Origin of the sequence: Streptomyces ossamyceticus, from assembly GCF_001418475.1 — a bacterium.
GTDB classification, from domain to species: Bacteria; Actinomycetota; Actinomycetes; order Streptomycetales; family Streptomycetaceae; genus Streptomyces; species Streptomyces ossamyceticus.
Window position 1 is genome coordinate 41,611 of sequence record NZ_LIQX01000094.1, and the last position, 17,034, is coordinate 58,644.

19 protein-coding genes and 1 pseudogene are annotated in these 17,034 nt (G+C 68.2%); 11 read left to right on the forward strand and 9 right to left on the reverse strand.

Translation table 11 applies throughout. The features are described from left to right. Positions 1 to 29: 29 nt before the first annotated feature. On the reverse strand, positions 30 to 344 hold the full coding sequence (locus AOK15_RS08770) for a hypothetical protein (RefSeq protein WP_055514521.1): 315 nt from the start codon (positions 342 to 344) through the stop codon (positions 30 to 32). A gap of 264 nt (positions 345 to 608) precedes the next feature. Here AOK15_RS08770 and rpsF point away from each other — a divergent pair, with 264 nt between their 5' ends. The 4 genes from rpsF to rplI all read left to right on the forward strand — a co-directional run bounded on the left by rpsF (position 609) and on the right by rplI (position 2,364). Continuing rightward, entirely contained in the window at positions 609 to 899 is a 291-nt protein-coding gene (rpsF, locus tag AOK15_RS08775; RefSeq protein ID WP_004950685.1) for a 30S ribosomal protein S6, read from the forward strand. A gap of 77 nt (positions 900 to 976) precedes the next feature. Next, positions 977 to 1,582, forward strand: a complete 606-nt coding sequence (locus AOK15_RS08780) for a single-stranded DNA-binding protein (RefSeq protein ID WP_055514523.1) — start codon at positions 977 to 979, stop codon at positions 1,580 to 1,582. 80 nt (positions 1,583 to 1,662) lie between these two features. Beyond that, positions 1,663 to 1,899, forward strand: a complete 237-nt coding sequence (gene rpsR, locus AOK15_RS08785; protein WP_003949403.1) for a 30S ribosomal protein S18 — start codon at positions 1,663 to 1,665, stop codon at positions 1,897 to 1,899. Positions 1,900 to 1,917: 18 nt separating this feature from the next. Next, on the forward strand, positions 1,918 to 2,364 hold the full coding sequence (rplI, locus tag AOK15_RS08790; RefSeq protein WP_055514525.1) for a 50S ribosomal protein L9: 447 nt from the start codon (positions 1,918 to 1,920) through the stop codon (positions 2,362 to 2,364). Positions 2,365 to 2,536: 172 nt separating this feature from the next. On the opposite strand, the gene AOK15_RS08795 is transcribed toward rplI, so the two are convergent. After that, entirely contained in the window at positions 2,537 to 3,883 is a 1,347-nt protein-coding gene (locus AOK15_RS08795) for an MATE family efflux transporter (protein WP_055514527.1), read from the reverse strand. Positions 3,884 to 4,333: 450 nt separating this feature from the next. Between AOK15_RS08795 and dnaB the strand changes: the two genes are divergently transcribed. Beyond that, positions 4,334 to 5,806, forward strand: coding sequence for a replicative DNA helicase (gene dnaB / locus AOK15_RS08800; protein ID WP_055514529.1), 1,473 nt, complete (start codon positions 4,334 to 4,336; stop codon positions 5,804 to 5,806). Between the two features lie 64 nt (positions 5,807 to 5,870). Continuing rightward, positions 5,871 to 7,259 (forward strand): serine hydrolase domain-containing protein, encoded by a 1,389-nt coding sequence (locus tag AOK15_RS08805; RefSeq protein WP_055514531.1) that lies wholly within the window; start codon positions 5,871 to 5,873, stop codon positions 7,257 to 7,259. Positions 7,260 to 7,336: 77 nt separating this feature from the next. On the opposite strand, the gene AOK15_RS08810 is transcribed toward AOK15_RS08805, so the two are convergent. After that, on the reverse strand, positions 7,337 to 7,789 hold the full coding sequence (locus tag AOK15_RS08810) for a GNAT family N-acetyltransferase (protein ID WP_055514533.1): 453 nt from the start codon (positions 7,787 to 7,789) through the stop codon (positions 7,337 to 7,339). Positions 7,790 to 7,842: 53 nt separating this feature from the next. On the opposite strand from AOK15_RS08810, the pseudogene AOK15_RS08815 reads away from it, so the two are divergent. Continuing rightward, positions 7,843 to 8,509 (forward strand): annotated as a pseudogene (locus tag AOK15_RS08815) (MFS transporter); the annotation flags it as partial. A gap of 37 nt (positions 8,510 to 8,546) precedes the next feature. Here the strand turns inward: AOK15_RS08815 and AOK15_RS08820 are convergent. After that, positions 8,547 to 9,413: a GNAT family N-acetyltransferase gene (locus AOK15_RS08820; protein WP_055514535.1), complete on the reverse strand. Its 867-nt coding sequence runs from the start codon at positions 9,411 to 9,413 to the stop codon at positions 8,547 to 8,549. A gap of 178 nt (positions 9,414 to 9,591) precedes the next feature. On the opposite strand from AOK15_RS08820, the gene AOK15_RS08825 reads away from it, so the two are divergent. Together AOK15_RS08825 and AOK15_RS08830 are read left to right on the forward strand one after the other, a co-directional pair. Continuing rightward, positions 9,592 to 10,224 (forward strand): HAD family hydrolase, encoded by a 633-nt coding sequence (locus AOK15_RS08825; RefSeq protein WP_055514537.1) that lies wholly within the window; start codon positions 9,592 to 9,594, stop codon positions 10,222 to 10,224. A 419-nt stretch (positions 10,225 to 10,643) separates the two neighbouring features. Continuing rightward, complete coding sequence (locus tag AOK15_RS08830) at positions 10,644 to 12,098, forward strand: globin domain-containing protein (protein WP_240508355.1); 1,455 nt, start codon at positions 10,644 to 10,646, stop codon at positions 12,096 to 12,098. A 44-nt stretch (positions 12,099 to 12,142) separates the two neighbouring features. Here AOK15_RS08830 and AOK15_RS08835 read toward each other — a convergent pair whose 3' ends face one another. The 5 genes from AOK15_RS08835 to AOK15_RS08855 all read right to left on the reverse strand — a co-directional run bounded on the left by AOK15_RS08835 (position 12,143) and on the right by AOK15_RS08855 (position 15,807). After that, complete coding sequence (locus tag AOK15_RS08835) at positions 12,143 to 12,625, reverse strand: NUDIX domain-containing protein (protein WP_055514539.1); 483 nt, start codon at positions 12,623 to 12,625, stop codon at positions 12,143 to 12,145. Positions 12,626 to 12,699: 74 nt separating this feature from the next. Continuing rightward, positions 12,700 to 13,602 (reverse strand): LysR family transcriptional regulator, encoded by a 903-nt coding sequence (locus tag AOK15_RS08840; protein ID WP_055514541.1) that lies wholly within the window; start codon positions 13,600 to 13,602, stop codon positions 12,700 to 12,702. 184 nt (positions 13,603 to 13,786) lie between these two features. Further along, positions 13,787 to 14,932: a cystathionine gamma-lyase gene (locus tag AOK15_RS08845; RefSeq protein ID WP_055514543.1), complete on the reverse strand. Its 1,146-nt coding sequence runs from the start codon at positions 14,930 to 14,932 to the stop codon at positions 13,787 to 13,789. Beyond that, a complete protein-coding gene (locus tag AOK15_RS08850; protein WP_055514545.1) occupies positions 14,929 to 15,420 on the reverse strand; it encodes a low molecular weight protein-tyrosine-phosphatase in 492 nt (163 codons plus the stop codon). Before AOK15_RS08850 ends, AOK15_RS08845 begins: the two co-directional genes overlap by 4 nt. 9 nt (positions 15,421 to 15,429) lie before the next feature. After that, entirely contained in the window at positions 15,430 to 15,807 is a 378-nt protein-coding gene (locus AOK15_RS08855; RefSeq protein WP_055514546.1) for a phage holin family protein, read from the reverse strand. 57 nt (positions 15,808 to 15,864) lie between these two features. Between AOK15_RS08855 and AOK15_RS08860 the strand changes: the two genes are divergently transcribed. Continuing rightward, on the forward strand, positions 15,865 to 16,182 hold the full coding sequence (locus AOK15_RS08860; RefSeq protein WP_033530837.1) for a cupin domain-containing protein: 318 nt from the start codon (positions 15,865 to 15,867) through the stop codon (positions 16,180 to 16,182). A 158-nt stretch (positions 16,183 to 16,340) separates the two neighbouring features. Then, complete coding sequence (locus AOK15_RS08865) at positions 16,341 to 16,553, forward strand: DUF5326 family protein (protein WP_055514548.1); 213 nt, start codon at positions 16,341 to 16,343, stop codon at positions 16,551 to 16,553. Positions 16,554 to 17,034 lie beyond the last annotated feature (481 nt).

The following is a 17,034-nucleotide window of genomic DNA, read 5'->3' on the forward strand; positions in this document are numbered from 1 at the left end:
GTATGTCGTCCCTGCGGCCGCGGAAAGAGTCAGCCGATGAGTCCGCCGAACAGACCTCCATGAGCCATGCCGAGGAAGAAGCCGACGGCCGAGGCACCGAGACCCACGATCAGGCCGAAGCGCTCACGAGTCGTTTCCGAGATGAACTGCCCGTACGCGCCGGTCAGGATTCCCACCAGCCCCGTCCAGGAACTGATCAGATGAAGGTGGTGGAACATCGCCGTGATGAAGGAGACCACACCGAGGACGAGCGTCACGGCGAGCAGCGTGTCCTGCACGGGGTGGGGCTTGTCGTCGGTCGCGAACAGGGATCCGGCGATGTTGGGTCGCAATGTCTGTGCCATGGGGCACCTCCTGCGGAAAGCGGCGCATCGTAGCGCCATACACACCCGATGTGTACAGATTGACGGTCACCACCGCCGAATTTCAACCGGAAGCAGGTGTGCGGGTAGTGTGTACCGTCTGCACCGGTGTCTGCCCAGGCCATGACAGAGGATCCCCAGCGGGAACCCCGATTGTCAGTGGTGGCCGATACCGTTGCGTACGCATCACAACCCTCCTGCCACGGAACGACCGTGGCCGCTGAGTCCAAAGGAGGTGGGTTCCACATGCGTCACTACGAGGTGATGGTCATCCTCGACCCCGATCTCGAGGAGCGTGCTGTCTCCCCGCTGATCGAGAACTTCCTCTCCGTCGTCCGTGAGGGCAACGGAAAGGTCGAGAAGGTCGACACCTGGGGCCGTCGTCGTCTCGCGTACGAGATCAAGAAGAAGCCCGAGGGCATCTACTCGGTCATCGACCTGCAGGCTGAGCCTGCGGTCGTCAAGGAGCTCGACCGCCAGATGAACCTGAACGAGTCGGTCCTCCGGACCAAGGTCCTCCGTCCCGAGACCCACTGAGCCTTCCGCTCAGCTGATCTCGGGTTTCGAGTAGCAGCACCAGCAGCCAAGCAGCAAACCCGCCGAGAGGTTCCCCCATGGCAGGCGAGACCGTCATCACGGTCGTCGGCAATCTTGTCGACGACCCCGAGCTGCGCTTCACCCCTTCCGGTGCGGCGGTCGCGAAGTTCCGTGTCGCGTCCACCCCCCGCACCTTCGACCGTCAGACGAACGAGTGGAAGGACGGCGAAAGCCTGTTCCTGACCTGCTCGGTCTGGCGTCAGGCGGCGGAGAACGTCGCCGAGTCGCTCCAGCGAGGCATGCGCGTCATCGTGCAGGGCCGACTGAAGCAGCGGTCCTACGAGGACCGTGAGGGCGTCAAGCGCACGGTCTACGAACTGGACGTGGAGGAAGTCGGCGCCAGCCTGCGCAATGCCACGGCCAAGGTCACCAAGACCGCCGGCCGAGGCGGCCAGGGTGGTTACGGCGGAGGCGGCGGCGGTGGCGGCGGCCAGGGTGGCGGCGGCCAGGGTGGCGGCGGCTGGGGCGGAGGCCCCGGCGGCGGTCAGCAGGGCGGTGGCGCTCCCGCTGACGACCCGTGGGCGACCAGTGCTCCCGCCGGCGGCAACCAAGGCGGCGGCGGTGGCGGCTGGGGCGGAGGCTCCGGCGGCGGTGGCGGCTACTCGGACGAGCCCCCCTTCTAAGACCGCTCGGGCCGGACACCGGTCCGTCGGTCGAGAGCGGGGCCGTACCCCACACTTCTTGATCACACAGGAGAAACACCATGGCGAAGCCGCCTGTGCGCAAGCCGAAGAAGAAGGTCTGCGCTTTCTGCAAGGACAAGGTCACGTACGTGGACTACAAGGACACGAACATGCTGCGGAAGTTCATTTCCGACCGCGGCAAGATCCGTGCCCGCCGCGTGACCGGCAACTGCACGCAGCACCAGCGTGACGTCGCCACGGCCGTCAAGAACAGCCGTGAGATGGCGCTGCTGCCCTACACGTCCACCGCGCGCTAAGGGAAGGGTGACAGACACATGAAGATCATCCTGACCCACGAGGTCTCTGGCCTCGGCGCTGCCGGCGACGTCGTCGACGTCAAGGACGGTTACGCTCGCAACTACCTGATCCCGCGGAAGTTCGCTATCCGCTGGACCAAGGGCGGCGAGAAGGACGTCGAGCAGATCCGTCGTGCTCGCAAGATCCACGAGATCCAGACCATCGAGCAGGCCAACCAGGTCAAGGGCCAGCTCGAGGCCGTCAAGGTGCGTCTGGCTGTCCGCTCCGGCGACGCCGGTCGTCTCTTCGGTTCCGTCACCCCGGCCGACATCGCTTCCGCGATCAAGGCTTCCGGTGGCCCCGAGGTCGACAAGCGCCGCATCGAGCTGGGCGCTCCGATCAAGACGCTGGGCTCTCACGAGACGTCCGTGCGTCTGCACCCCGAGGTTGCCGCCAAGGTCAACATCGAGGTCATCGCGGCCTAAGCGCTGCGTTAGAGCACTGCGTGGGGCCGCACCCTGTGGAGGGGTGCGGCCCCACTTGCGTACAGAAACTCTGTGTTCCTCACCTGCTGGTGCTTGTGCCGACACCGGTGGCTGTTTCACGTGAAACAGCGTGAACCGGGTGATGTTTCACGTGAAACGACGGTCGGCTTGCTCAGCGAGTGGCTCCGGTGACGATCCAGTGGCCCGAGCGGGAGCGAAGCCACAGGGTCAGCATGCGGGTCGCCATCATCAGTGTCATCGCACCCCACAGGGCGGTCAGGCCGCCATGGAAGGCTGGGACGAGCAGAGCAGCGGGCGCGAAGACCGCGAGGGTCACCAACATGGCCCGGGCAAGATAGGGCCCGTCCCCCGCACCCATCAACACTCCGTCGAGCACGAAGACGATCCCGGAGATCGGCTGGGCGAGCGCCACCACGATCAGTGCGGGCAGCGCGGCCTCCTGGACCGCCGGATCCCCTGTGAAGAGTGGGATGAACAGAGGGCGGGCCGCGATCACCGCAAGCCCGAGGATGGCACCCGTGGCGATTCCCCACTGCACCATGCGGCGGCAGGCTTCGCGAGCGCCCTGAGCGTCGCCGGCTCCGAGATACCGGCCGATGATGGCTTGCCCGGCGATGGCGATCGCGTCCAGGGCGAAGGCGAGCAGGCTCCAGAGCGACAGGATGATCTGGTGGGCTGCGATGTCCTCGTCGCCGAGTCGGGCGGCGACTGCGGTGGCGATCATCAGGATGGCGCGCAGGGAGAGCGTACGGACCAGCAGCGGGGCCCCCGCCTGAGCGGAAGCGCGTATCCCGGCCGTGTCCGGCCGCAGTGAAGCGCCGTGTCTGCGTGCTCCGCGGACCACGACCCAGAGGTATGCGGCGGCCATGCCGCACTGAGCGATGACCGTGCCCCAGGCGGAACCGGCTATGCCGAGGTCTGCGCCGTAGACGAGTCCCGCGTTGAGGGCGCCGTTGGCGACGAAGCCCCCGACGGCGACGTACAGAGGAGTCTTGGTGTCCTGGAGGCCGCGGAGAACGCCCGTGGCGGCGAGCACGATGAGCATGGCCGGGATGCCCAGTGCCGAGATCCGCAGATAGGTCGTGGCATAGGGAGCGGCTGTCTCCGACGAGCCGAAGAGGGTGACCAGAGCAGGCGCTGCGGGCAGTACGACCGCGACGACGACACCGCCGAGCAGCAGAGCGAGCCAGATGCCGTCCATGCCTTGACCGATGGCCGCCCTGAGATCGCCGGCTCCGACCCGCCGGGCGACGGCCGCCGTGGTGGCGTAGGCGAGGAAGACGAAGACGCTCACGGCGGTGACGAGAAGGGCGGAGGCGACACCGAGACCGGCGAGCTGTGCGGTGCCGAGATGGCCGACGATGGCGGTGTCGACCATGAGGAAAAGAGGCTCGGCGACGAGCGCGCCGAAGGCCGGAACGGCGAGTGCGACGATCTCACGGTCGTGGCGTCGGCGATCGGCCTTGGAGGTCGCTGGAGCCTGTGTCATGAGCACCAATCTAATCTTCCACAGGTAAGAGATGCAATCGACGTACGACTATTACATCGAGCCCGGTTGAGTGTGTCTTCGCGCACGGATCGTGATGATCTTGATCCTGTTGGGGAAGTTTTTCTTCTGCACAACCGGTGGATGCTAAACGTGCAGGTCAGGATGGTTTCTGTAGCTGAGGCGAGGGCTTGTTCACAGGGCTGTCCACCGAGTCGTGCACAGGTTTCGCGGAGTTCTCCACAGCATCTGGGGCGTCGTCCACATGGCCTGTGGATAACCAGATTGGCTGAAGGTGCCCGCGGGCCTACGGTGGTGCGGCGCCCACTCCCTCGGCAGGCCGCGGAAACCCCGCAAAACCGACGTGCCGTAACCGGAGTTGGGCCTCTCATTTGTCAGTGTCGTGCCGTAGAACTGAGAAGCACGGCGAGGTCCGCTCGGCGGACGGGAGGAGGTCGCTCGGTGAGCATTTCCGAGCCCCTGGACGACCCGTGGGCCGACAGCGGCCCCAGTGATCGTCTGCCCGCCTCCCGGCGACGGCAGGACGGCGGCCGGGGACGGGACGATCAGCACGACCGCGGCCGGGACAACGGGGAGTGGGACGGCGGGGGTTCGGCCTTCGAGCGCGTGCCGCCGCAGGACCTCGACGCGGAGCAGTCCGTCCTCGGCGGCATGCTGCTGTCCAAGGACGCCATCGCCGACGTCGTCGAGCTCCTCAAGGGCGCCGACTTCTACAAGCCGGCTCACGAGACCATCTATCAGGCGATCCTCGACGTATACGCCAAGGGCGAGCCCGCCGACCCCATCACCATCGCCGCCGAGCTCACCAAGCGTGGCGAGATCACCAAGGTCGGTGGCGCCTCCTATCTGCACACGCTGGTGCAGACGGTGCCGACGGCGGCGAACGCCGAGTACTACGCGGAGATCGTCCACGAGCGCGCCGTCCTGCGACGCCTGGTCGAGGCCGGCACGCGCATCACACAGATGGGATACGCGGCCGACGACGACGTCGACGAAATCGTCAACAGAGCCCAGGCGGAGATCTTCGCGGTCACCGAGCAGCGCACCACCGAGGACTATCTGCCGCTGGGCGACATCATGGAGGGCGCGCTCGACGAGATCGAGGCGATCGGTTCACGGTCGGGAGAGATGACCGGCGTGCCGACCGGCTTCACCGACCTCGACCAGCTCACCAACGGGCTCCACCCCGGTCAGATGATCATCATCGCGGCCCGTCCCGCCATGGGTAAGTCCACGCTGGCGCTGGACTTCGCCCGTGCAGCCTCCATCAAGAACAACCTGCCGAGCGTGATCTTCTCGCTCGAAATGGGCCGCAACGAGATCGCGATGCGTCTGCTCTCCGCGGAAGCGCGCGTAGCCCTGCATCACATGCGTTCCGGCACGATGACCGACGAGGACTGGACCCGGCTGGCCCGAAGGATGCCGGACGTCTCGGCCGCGCCCCTCTACATCGACGACTCCCCGAACCTGTCGATGATGGAGATCCGAGCCAAGTGCCGCCGTCTGAAGCAGCGCAACGATCTGAAGCTCGTCATCATCGACTATCTGCAGCTGATGCAGTCCGGCAAGCGGTCCGAGAGCCGCCAGCAGGAAGTCTCGGACATGTCGCGAAACCTGAAGCTGCTGGCCAAGGAGCTGGAGTTGCCGGTCATCGCGCTGTCGCAGCTCAACCGTGGTCCCGAGCAGCGCACGGACAAGAAGCCGATGGTCTCCGACCTGCGTGAGTCCGGTTCCATCGAGCAGGACGCCGACATGGTCATCCTGCTGCACCGCGAGGACGCCTACGAGAAGGAGTCCCCGCGCGCCGGCGAGGCGGACATCATCGTGGGCAAGCACCGTAACGGTCCGACGGCGACGATCACTGTCGCCTTCCAGGGGCACTACTCGCGGTTCGTGGACATGGCCCAGACCTGATCCGACCGCTCGTCCGGGACGAAATGTGCTCGACGTGCGTGGCCGGGCCAGGTGGACTGAGCCCATGACACAACCTCTGGAAGAGCTGCTTCCCGCCACCCGCCGGGCTCTGCTGCACCGTATCGCCGTCGCTCAGACCGAGGGCCGCGCGCCGTCCCTGGTCGCCGCGGTCGTGCGAGACGGCAGGACGGTGTGGAACGGGGCGCGGACCTCCGTCGACGGGCATGCGCCGGACGCGGACGTGCAGTACCGGATCGGCTCGATCACCAAGACCTTTACGGCGGTGTTGGTCCTGCGCCTGCGGGACGAGGGCCTGTTGGATCTCGGTGACCCGCTGGAGAAGCATTTGCCCGGCACCGGCGCGGGGGAGGCCACCATCGCCCACCTGCTCGCCCACACGGGCGGATTGGCAGCCGAGTCGCCCTCCCCCTGGTGGGAGCGAACCCCCGGCTTTCTGCGTCCGGAACTCTCCGATGTGCTCGGTGAGGAGCCGCACCGGCATCCCGTCGGCCGCCGCTTCCACTACTCCAACCCAGGTTTCACGCTTCTCGGTGCGCTGGTCGAGAGGATGAGGAGCGCTTCCTGGGAGGACGTCCTGCGGCGCGAGGTCCTCGAACCGCTGGGCCTCACCCGCACGACTTGGCACCCCGATGCGCCGCACGCCGGTGGGTGGGCCGTCCACCCCTGGGCCGATGTGATGATGCCGGAGCGGGTGGAGGACCTCGGGAAGATGGGTCCCGCAGGGCAACTCTGGTCGACTGCAGCGGACTTGGCGCGCTTCGCCGCGTTCTTGGCCAAGGGGGACGACCGGGTGCTGGGTGCGGCGTCGGTTCAGGAGATGCGGGCGCCTGCCGCAGCCGCGAGTGACGCCGCCGATGTGTCGGCCGGCTCAGCGTACGGGCTAGGCATGCAGATCCAGGACCGGGACGGCCGGTTGCTCGTCGGTCATGGAGGATCGGTGCCCGGCTTCCTCGCGCAGCTGACCATCAGTGTCGAGGACGATATCGCGGCCGTGGTTTTGGCCAACTGCACCTCCGGGCCGGTGGTGTCGGAGGTGGCTGCCGACCTGGTCCGCATCGTGGCGGAGGCCGAACCGCGAATCCCGGAGCCCTGGCATCCGCTGCCCGAGGTCGACCAGTCGGTCCTGGAACTGGTGGGGCCTTGGTACTGGGGGACATACAGCTTCGTACTGCGCCTCGAGGCCGACGGAGCCGTGTCGTTGGATCCGCTGTCGGGCGTGGGCCGCAGTGCTCGCTTCCGGCGCGACGGCGACGGCGGCTGGACCGGTCTCAACGGATACTTCGCGGGAGAGCGCCTACAGGCCGTACGAGGGCCCGACAAGCGAGTGAGCCACCTGGACGTCGGCTCCTTCGTGTTCACGCGTCAGCCGTACGAGGAGGGCGCTCCGGTGCCCGGTGGGGTGGATCCCGAGGGGTGGCGAGGGATCGCGTAGTCACCGACCGGGTCGGGGCGGGGTCCTGGCGCGATGTTTCACGTGAAACAGGGCCCCCGGCCCATAACCAGGTGTGCTCAGAGCGGAAGCTTGAAGCCCACATGAGTCGCCTCGAAGCCGAGCCGCTCATAGAAACGGTGGGCGTCGGTGCGCGTTACGTCGGACGTCAGTTGGACCAACTGGCACCCCTGACGGCGTGATTCGGCGATCGCCCACTCGATGAGGTGGGTGCCGAGACCACTCCCGCGCTCATCCGCATGGACACGCACACCCTCGATGATCGACCGGGTGGAGCCGCGCCGGGAGAGACCGGGGATGATCGTCAGCTGAAGTGTGCCGACGACGCGGCCCTCGCGGACGGTGACCATCAGGTGCTGGTGGGGGTCACCACTCAGTCGCTCCAGGGCCGCGAAGTACGGCGTCAGATCGTCCGGCGACTCACGCCGGGCGCCCAGCGGGTCATCGGCGAGCATGGCGACGATGTCGGCGATGTCGTCCTTGGCCGCCGAGCGAATCTCAAGATCTTCCATGCCCGCACCCTACGCAGGTGCGTTCAGTGACTCCACGGTGCGGACCACGGGCGGTACCCAAGCCGCAGGGCGTGCGCCTGCGCCATGAACTGGAGGCCTTCAAGAACGTCCAGGTTCTGCTCGCCATGGTGATGACCATGCTGGGCTTCGGCGGCGTCTCGCGGCCATCACCTACATCGCGCCGATGATGACCCACGCCGTCGGCTTCGCCGACGCCTTCGTCACCTGGCCCCTCGTCCTCTTCAGCCTCGGCCTGGTCGCCGGCAACCTCGTGGGCGGCAGGTACGCGGACCGTGCGCTCATGCCCATGCTGTGCGTCTCCCTGGGCGCCCTGGCCGTCGTCCTCGCGCTGTTCACCCTCACCACCCACGACAAGGTCGCCGCGGCCGTGACCATCACGCTGGTCGGCGCCCTGGGCTTCGCCACCGTGCCGCCGTTGCAGAAGCGCGTCCTCGACCAGGCCAGGGTGCGCCCACCCTGGCCTCGGCCGTCAACATCGGCGCCTTCAACCTCGGCAACGCGCTCGCCGCCTGGCTCGGCGGCCTCGTCATCGACGCGGGGTTCGGTTACACGGCACCCAACTGGGTCGGAGCCCTCCTCGCGGTGAGCACCCTCGTGCCAGCGTTTCTCTCGGCGGCTCTGGAGCGCAGGAGGAACGTGCCGCGCGCGGTTGTGGCCGGCGGGACCATGGCCGACCGGCGGACGGCCGTGCGCCGCTGACAGCCGTGCGTAGGCCGTGCCAGCCAGGCTCGAGCGCTCAGCCCGCCGCCACAGTCAGCGGAGCGTATCGGCGGGACCAGTCGCCAGGCAGCTCGGAAATCCCGTAGGTCATCACCGCGTTGAAGGCAACCGACTTCAGGCCGTGTTGCTTCACCCATGCCAGCAGTTCCTCGTGCCGTACGTCGATGTCCGTGCGGAGGGGGAGCCCGGTGTGGGCGGCAAGGGACGCGATGAGTGCCTTCGCCGTCCGTGTGTTCCGGGCGATCAGCGGGCCGATGACATGGGTGTCCATGTTGGGCCAGGCGGCCGCGTAACCGATGACTCGGCCGCTCTCCTCGGCGACGCGGATCTGATCGGCGAAGGCGGGGAGCCGGGTGAGGACGTGAGTGCGGTCCGTGCCGAACACCTCTCCGTCGAGCCGCACGATGGTCGTGAGGTCCTCGGCGGTGGCCGGGCGGGTAGCGACAGCGGGATCGTCCCCGTCGGCTGAGAAGTGTCCCCGGACCATCTCGGCTCGTCCCGTGACCTTGAACCCCAGCTCCTCGTAGAGCGGCTGTCCGTTGGGCGTCGCGTGCAGCGTCAGCGGGGTCGTCCCGGACTCGGTGATGACGTGGCGCATCAGCCGGCGGCCGATGCCCTGCCGGGCGTGCCGCTCGGCCACCAGCACCATGCCGATCGCCCTCAGGTCCGGGCGGCCCACCGCTCCGTACTCGGTCACCACACAGGCGGCCACGAGGCCACCTTCAGGATCGTCGATGCCGTACCCGGCCCCGGCTGTCAGCAGCAACCCCCACTTGTGCTCTTCGCGGGGCCAGCCCCGGTTCTCGGACAAGTCGGCGCAGGCGGTGAGATCGTGCGGGGTGAGGCGGCGGATGGGCAGAGCAGAGGCGGAAGGTGTCGGCACGCGGGCCAGGCTGTCCGACGCAGGACCCCGACGTCCACCGGATTGCTGGGGGACGTACGCGCTTTTGGCCATCTTGCCCACAACCGCACAGCGCGCGGACAGATGTTTCACGTGAAACAGCAGCGCGCAGGCACACCCGAGCAGGCGTGAAGCGCGGGGCTGGCTAGCCTCGGCCGCTATGACGCGACTGCACCTGTTCGATCTGGACGGGACCCTGCTGCACCGATCGGCAGCACCTGTGGAGATCTCCCGACAGCTCGGCCTGGACCACGAGATCACCGAGCTCGAACGGGACTTCGTGACCAGGCGTATCGATTCACGGACCTACGCGCAGCGCGTCCACGGTCTGTGGACCGGGCTCACCGAGAGACATGTCGCTGCGGCCTTCGATGGAGCGCCCTGGCTCCGGCGTATCCGGGACACCTGGGCCGAGATCCGGAACAGGGGAGAGTACTGCGCCGTCATCTCCCTCTCGCCTTTGTTCTTCGTCGAGCGGCTGAGGGCGTGGGGTGCGCACGCGGCGTACGGTTCGCTCTTTCCCCGAGTGCCCTTCACCGAGCCGGTGGATCCAGCAGGGATCCTCACCCCGGCGGCCAAGGTCGAGATCGCGGATCTCCTCTGCGCGCACTTCGGACTGACACGCGCCGACTGTGTCGCATACGGTGACTCGCTGTCCGACGCGGACCTTTTCGACTCGGTGCCGATCTCGGTCGCCGTAAATGCGGATCAGCACGTGGCCGCGTTGGCCACGCACTCCTACACGGGGCAGGATCTGTGGGATGCCTATGAATTGGTGCACCGCGCCCGGTAATTGAAGGAATCGCTGATTCGCCCCTGTTGAATTCCCGCCGGGACATGGGGGGACTTGTGTGTGACGCGCGTGCCGGTAGGGTCGAGTCCGGTTCGTGTCCGAAGCGAGATGTAGTCGTCTCATCCTGCGGGTACGAACACAGTCCAATGCAGCCTAACCGGACAGAGAGATCGAAGACCCGCGTTCACCGTTGCGGAACGTGGGCGTTGGTGTGCTGTGGAACGCTGCCACGTATTGCTGCGGCCCACGTCACACTCTCGCCTACTTGTCCGTACGGTGCGGGAAGCCGGGTTGAATGTGGCCGCATTGGTCGGGGGGAACACAACGGGGAAAGCAAGGCCGTCCGCGGGGGAAACATGCGACCTTCCGACTGAGGGAGTGCGCAGATCGACCGAAAGATGCTCGAGGCGAGGCACACCATGGACGCTCCGACCACCACCACGTCGGCCGGCAACGGCGCTGCGGGGGACAGTGACGGAGGCAGCTGGTTCACACCGCGCACCCAGCCGTCCTCCGACGGGGACCAGGAGATCGAGGGCAACCGTCTCGCCGGGCTTCGTCCCGTGGGCCGTCCCCAGGAGCCGTCGACCGGGCCGCATCGGATGCCGGACGAGGCTGCCCGGGAGCGAATACCCCCGTTCCAGGACCCGCCGTCCAGCCCTCCGCCCCGACCGGCTGTCCTCGGCGAGGAGCATGGCTCCGAGCAGTCTGTGTTCCAGGCCCGGGTCCCCATCACCCGCGCGGGCCGCACCCCCGAGGCCTCGCCCGACGCCGTGCTCATCCGGCGCACCATGGCCGAGATCGGACCCGTCGCCGACAAGGTCACCTCGTACTTCTACGCGCTCCTCTTCGTCCAGCACCCGGACCTGCGCCCCCTCTTCCCGCCGGCGATGGACGCCCAACGGGACCGTCTGCTCAAGGCACTACTGACCGCAGCCGAGCACATCGACAACACCCCCGTCCTCGTCGACTACCTCCAGAACCTCGGCCGAGGCCACCGCAAGTACGGCACACAGCCTGACCACTACCCGGCGGTCGGCGAGTGCCTGATCGGCTCCCTGAGCCGCTACGCCCCCACGACCTGGAACGACGAGACCGAGGCGGCCTGGGTCCGGACGTACACCACGATCTCCCAGGTGATGATCGACGCGGCCGCCGCGGACGAGCTGCGTTCTCCGCCGTGGTGGCTCGCCGAGGTCGTCTCGCACGAGCTGAGAACAGCAGACATAGCGGTCCTCACCGTCCGGCCGAACCAGCCGTATCCGTTCCTGGCCGGTCAGTACGCCAGCCTGGAGACTCCCTGGTGGCCGCGGATCTGGCGGCACTACTCCTTCGCCTCGGCGCCCCGCTCGGACGGACTGCTGTCGTTCCATGTGAAAGCGGTCCCGGCGGGCTGGGTCTCCAACGCGCTCGTGCACCGAGCCCGACCCGGCGACGTCATACGGCTCGGTCCGCCGGCCGGTGCGATGACCGTCGACCACAGCACCGACAGCGGACTGCTCTGCCTGGGCGGTGGTACCGGCATCGCCCCCATCAAGGCCATGATCGAGGACGTCGCCGAACGAGGACGGCACCGCCCGGCCGAGGTCTTCTACGCAGCCCGCAGTGACCAGGACCTCTATGACATCGACACCCTGCTGCGACTGCAGCAGAGCAACTCCTGGCTGAAGGTCCGGCCGGTGGTCGACCGGCACGGGCTGCTCCAGCTGCCCGACGCCATACGCGAATACGGACCGTGGACCGAGTACGACGCGTACCTCTCCGGTCCGCCCGGGATGATCCGCAGCGGCGTGGACGCGCTCAGGGGCGTGGGTGTCCCGTCGGACCGCATACGCCATGACTCGGTGGAGGAACTGGTGGCCGCCGGCGACTGAGCCGGAAGCCGACCCGGCCCCTGACGGGCAGCGGCAGCTGTTCGTCAGCCCAGGTCGGGCGCGTGCATCGCGCGGACGCCCTCGATGTTCCCGTCGAGGTAGTGCCGCAGCGACAGCGGGACGAGGTGGACGGAGGCGATCCCGACCCGGGTGAAGGGCACCCGCACGATCTCGTACTCGCCCAAGGGCTCGTCCACCTCGGGGCCGTGCCGCTTCGACGTGTCCATGGATTCCAGACGGCAGACGAAGAAGTGCTGGACCTTGACCCCCGTGGCGCCACCGTCCTCACCGATGTGCTCGACGGTGTCCACGAAGCAGGGCACGACATCGGTGATCTTGGCGCCGAGCTCCTCGTGCACTTCACGGTGGAGTGCGTCGACGACGGTCGTGTCCTCGGGCTCGACCCCGCCACCCGGCGTGAGCCAGTAGGGATCGACACCCGGTTTGGTCCGCTTGATCAGGATCAGGTCGTCGCCGTCGAGCAGGATGGCGCGGGCGGTGCGTTTGACCACGGGTCGGACGGTCATGGGAGAAATGTGGCCCGCCATGTTCCACGTGAAACATCGCCCGACCACGGAAATGTGCCATGGCGCCCGCTGCCTCAGGACCAGCCCACCGCGGTGCGCAGCAGCCACTCGTGGGCCCGGGCGATGTGGGGCATGGCCAGGGTGCCGGTACGGACCACCAGGAAGTACGTCCGCAGCGGCGGCACCGCCGGCTCGAGAAGCGCCACGACATCGCCGCGCTCCAGGGCGTCGACGCAGAGATAGCGGGGCAGCACGGCCACACCTCCCCCGGAGATCGCGCAGGCCAGCACCGCGCGCAGGTCCGGGACGACCACGGTGCCGGAGGCGGCGGGACGGGAGTCGAAGATCGAGGCCCAGTAGCGAGCGATGAACGGCAGCGACTCGTGCACCTCGACGACCGGAAGCCCTTCCAGCAGGTGCGCCTCCTTGGGGTGCAACTTGCCGGGGCCGATGCGCTCGGCCCACCGCGGGGCGCCGACCAGCACATGCTCCTCGTCGCAGAGGGGGGTCGCGGTCAGCAGCGCGCCGCGGGGCCGCGCGGTGGTGATGGCCAGGTCGTGGTGGCCGGCGCCGAGGCCCTCCAGCGTCTCGTCGGCGTTCCCGAAGGACACCCGCAGTGCGTAGCCCTGGCCGTCGTCGATGAGTTCCGTGAGAGCGGGCACGACGCGCTCGGCGGTGAACTCCGGAGGACCGGCGAGATGGAGTGTGCCCAAGGAGGAATCGTCGTCGAGACCCGTCTCGGCGATCTCCATCAGCGCGTCGAGATGAGGGGCCGCCTTGTGGGCGAGTTCGTCGCCGATCGTCGTCGGCGTCACGCCCCGGGCCTGGCGCAGGAACAACGGTCGGCCCAGCTGCCGCTCCAGGCTGCGGATCTGCGAGGTCACGGCCGGCTGCGAGAGGCCGAGCAGGGCCGCAGCACGGGTGAACGAACCGGCCCGGTGCACGGTCACGAACGTACGCAGTAAGGCCAGATCCATGGTCGCCCCTTCGCCGCCCCGGAGCGCCCAACTATAAATAAGTCGATAGGTCTCTGTCGCTACTGTGATTGGACACTGACACAGAGTCAACTAGCCTTGGTCGCGCGGTTCTTCGCGCGCGGAACCGGGGCGGTCCGAGCCACGAGGGGGGAGGCTCGGACCGTCCGTTGTACGTAGCGGAGGACTAGCCGGTAGCCACGGCGAGAGCCCGCAGTACATCCGCCACCAGGTCGTCGGTGTCCTCCGCGCCGGCCGAGAACCGGATGAAGCCTTCCGGCACCGCGTCCCCGCCCCACCGCCCACGCCGCTCGGCAGTCGACCGCACCCCGCCGAAGCTCGTGGCGTCGTCCACGAGACGCAGCGCGTCGAGAAAGCGGTCGGCACGCGCGCGTGTGGGCAACGAGAACGAGACGACACATCCGTAGCGCCGCATCTGCTGCGAGGCGATCTTGTGGGACGGATCGTCCCCCAGCCCCGGATACCGCAGCCCGGTCACCTCGGGGCGCCCCTTCAGGGCCTCGGCGACGGCCAGGGCGTTGGTGCTCTGCCGGTCGGCTCGCAGCTGGAGCGTGGCCAGTGAACGGTGCGCGAGCCAGGCCTCCATCGGGCCGGGGATCGCTCCGACGATCTTGCGCCAGCGCCGCACGGCGGCCATCAGCCCGGCATCGCGCCCGACCACGTAACCGAGCAGCACATCACCGTGCCCCGTCAGCTGCTTGGTGCCACTGGCCACCGCGAAGTCCGCGCCCAGCTCCAGCGGCCGCTGCCCGAGCGGGGTCGCCAGGGTGTTGTCGACCGCGACCAGACAGCCCCGCTCGTGCGCCACCTCGCAGAGCCGCCGGATGTCGCACACGTCGAGCCCCGGATTGGACGGCGTCTCCACCCACAGCAGCTTGGCGCCGTCCAGGGCGTCGAGCTGGGCGTCGCCGCCGGTCGGGGCGCTGCGCACCTCGACGCCGTACGACCGCAGCTGCTCACCGGCCAGGGGCAGCACGTTGTAGCCGTCGCTCGGCAGGACGAGGACGTCTCCGGAGCGCAGCTGGGAGAAGAGGACCGCCGAGATCGCGGCCATGCCCGAGGCGAAGGCGAGCGTCTCGACCTCCTCCTGGCCGGGTGCCTCCAGCTCCCCGATGGCGCGCTCCAGGAGGGTCCAGGTGGGGTTCTGGTCCCGTCCGTAGGCGTACGGGCCGGTGGGGTCGCCCGGCAGGTGGTAGTGCGCGGCGAAGACCGGGCCCGGAAGGGTCGGCTCGTGCTTGACGGGTTCGGGCAGCCCGACGCGGACGGCTCGTGTGCCCTCGCCCAGCTCCGTGACGGGATTCTCCTCACTCATGCGGCATCTCCTTCCACCTGCTCGCGTACGGCGGTCAGAAGGCCCTCGCTCGCGGCCTCCACCAGCTCGAGGCACTCCTCGAAGCCGTCCATGTCACCGTAGTAGGGGTCGGGAACGTCGAGGTCGTCCCCTGCCGCGGGGTCGTAGGAGCGCAGAAGGCGGACCTTGTCCGCGTCCGCCGGTGTGGGCGCGAGGCGGCGCAGCGCCTTCAAGTGACCGGCGTCCAGGGCGACGACGAGGTCGAGGCGGGAGAACCACGAGGCGTGGAACTGGCGCGCGGTGTGACCGCTGCCGTAGCCGTGGGCCTCCAGGACGCTGACGGTACGCGGATCGGCCGGCTCGCCCTCGTGCCAGCCACCGGTGCCCGCACTGTCGACCTCGACCAGACCGTCGAGCCCGGCCTCTTCCGTACGGGCGCGGAAGACGGACTCGGCCATCGGCGAGCGGCAGATGTTGCCGGTGCAGACAAAACAGACGCGGTAGGTCATCTCAAAGCCTCAGTCGGCGTCGGGCAGGACGAGGTGGAGTGCCCAGGAGACGATCGAGATGATCAGGCCGCCCAGGACAGCGGTCCAGAAGCCCTCCACGTGGAAGCTCAGATCGACCTTGTCGGCAAGCCAGGAGGTGAGCAGCAGCATCAGGGCGTTCACCACCAGCGTGAACAGGCCCAGGGTGACTATGAAAAGCGGCAGGGTGAGGAGCTGTACGAGCGGCTTCACCACGGCGTTCACCAGGCCGAAGACGAGCGCCACCAGCAGCAGCGTGCCGACCTTCTTGCCCGTGCTGTCCCCGGTGAGCGTGATCTTGTCGAGCAGCCAGACGGCGACGGCCAGTGCGCCCGCGTTGGCGATCGTCTTGACTAGGAAATTCATCATGTGTCTGATCGTGGCAGAACGGATCGGTACGAGCACCGGGCAGGGGCGACAAAGTCGATGAAGGCATTCCGGTTGGATGAACTGGAGGCGGAGCGCGCCGCCAACGACGGCGCCTATCTGCAGTTCCTGCGTGAGCGGAACATGTCGGTCGGTCTCTACGCGCTCGACGCGGGTGAGCTCGACCCGCAGCGGCCGCACAGCCAGGACGAGGTGTACCTCGTCGTGAGCGGTAGGGCCTCACTCACGGTCGGCCTGGAGACCACGCAGGTGGCGCGAGGCAGCGTGGTCTACGTGCCTGCCGGGGTCGCCCACAAGTTCCATCACATCACCGAGGATCTCCGGGTCGTGGTGGTGTTCTCTCCGCCGGAGGGTTGAGCTCCACTTCCGGATTCCCTAGGGGAACGATCAGGGACGGACAAGGGGTGCGAAGCCCCCGGATGCCCCGTGCGCGGCCCTAGCATCGACGGCAGGACATGAAGGGACCCGGAAACAGTGCCCGACGAGGGCCACGGGCGGAGACAAGGAGCAAGGCGATGCGGGAGATCTTCGCGGGGATGCCGTGGTGGGTGAAGTGGATCGCGGTGCCGGTCATCGCCCTGGTCGTGTTCGGCGGGCTGCTGGTCAGCATCCTCCAGGTCGTATTCGGCCTGCTGTTCAAGGTGCTGGTCTTCGTGGCCCTGGTCGGCGGACTCATCTATGTCGTACGGAAGTTCACGGCGAGCTCGTCGTCCCGCAGCGACTGGTGACGCGTCAGCACGGGGAACGGCTGAGGCGTGAGTGAGTGAGGGCTGGTCAGGGCGCGGCGGTAACAGGAACGTGAGGTTCCCTCGGCCGGGGGAAGTTTCCCGTCGGGGCCGTCTGCGGGCGGTGGGGGGCGGTTAGAGTCCGGGAACTCGTCGCGGGCTCCACCCCGCGGGCGGCGCACCCCCTCCCGTGTCCCCCGCACGGGCGGCCCTCCTCGCGCTTCGGGAGTGACCCTTGGCCACGGCTGACACCGCATCCGCAGAACCCCTCTTCCCACCGGCCCGGCCGCGCTCCCTGTCCACGCCGGCCGCCGGCCCACCCGCACAACCGGGCCCCCGATCGACCCCACTGGCCGGCGCCCCCGGACACCCGCGCACCCGCTCCGCCGAGCTGCCCACCCCGCCGTCGCGGCCGCGTACGGCACCGTCCCAACCGCGCGCGACCCCCTTGAAGCCCGCCGCGCCCCCGGCTCAGCCGCGCACC